The organism is Mycolicibacterium pyrenivorans, assembly GCF_025821625.1.
Lineage (GTDB): Bacteria > Actinomycetota > Actinomycetes > Mycobacteriales > Mycobacteriaceae > Mycobacterium > Mycobacterium pyrenivorans.
Genome location: NZ_JACKSH010000220.1, coordinates 1 through 486, shown reverse-complemented (window position 1 = coordinate 486; position 486 = coordinate 1). Strand labels below are relative to the sequence as shown.

1 pseudogene is annotated in these 486 nt (G+C 60.1%); it reads left to right on the top strand.

The features are described from left to right. Positions 1 to 97: 97 nt before the first annotated feature. Positions 98 to 391 (top strand): annotated as a pseudogene (locus H7I57_RS24010) (ATP-binding protein); the annotation flags it as partial. Positions 392 to 486 lie beyond the last annotated feature (95 nt).

The following is a 486-nucleotide window of genomic DNA, read 5'->3' as shown; positions in this document are numbered from 1 at the left end:
AACACCCGCCGATAAACCGGCAACAACGATGACTTGCCCAGCATCAACCCCCTTGTTGCATACATAGATTCGAGCGTGTTGCTACCCGTTGATAACCGTCGGCGTAGGCAAAACACATCTGGCAACAGCCCTGGGACACATAGCCATTCGCCGCCGGCACAGCGTCCTGTTCGCCCGATCCGACAAACTGTTCACCCGGCTACGCGCCGCCCGACTCGACCACACCGTCGACGCCGAGATCCGCCGGCTGGCGGCCGTCGACGTCCTCATCATCGACGACTTCGCGCTGCGCTCCCTCGACGCCACCGAAACCAGCGACTTCTACGAAATCGTCGTCGAACGCCACCAGAACAAGACCACCATCGTGACATCAAACCGGGAACCAGTTAAAGCGCACTTGTTCGCGCGAACCTGTGCGGAAGTGGCGTTGAAACGTGACATGTTTGCAGGTATCAGGGTTGGGCGAGGTGGTCGGGCAGTCGGCCC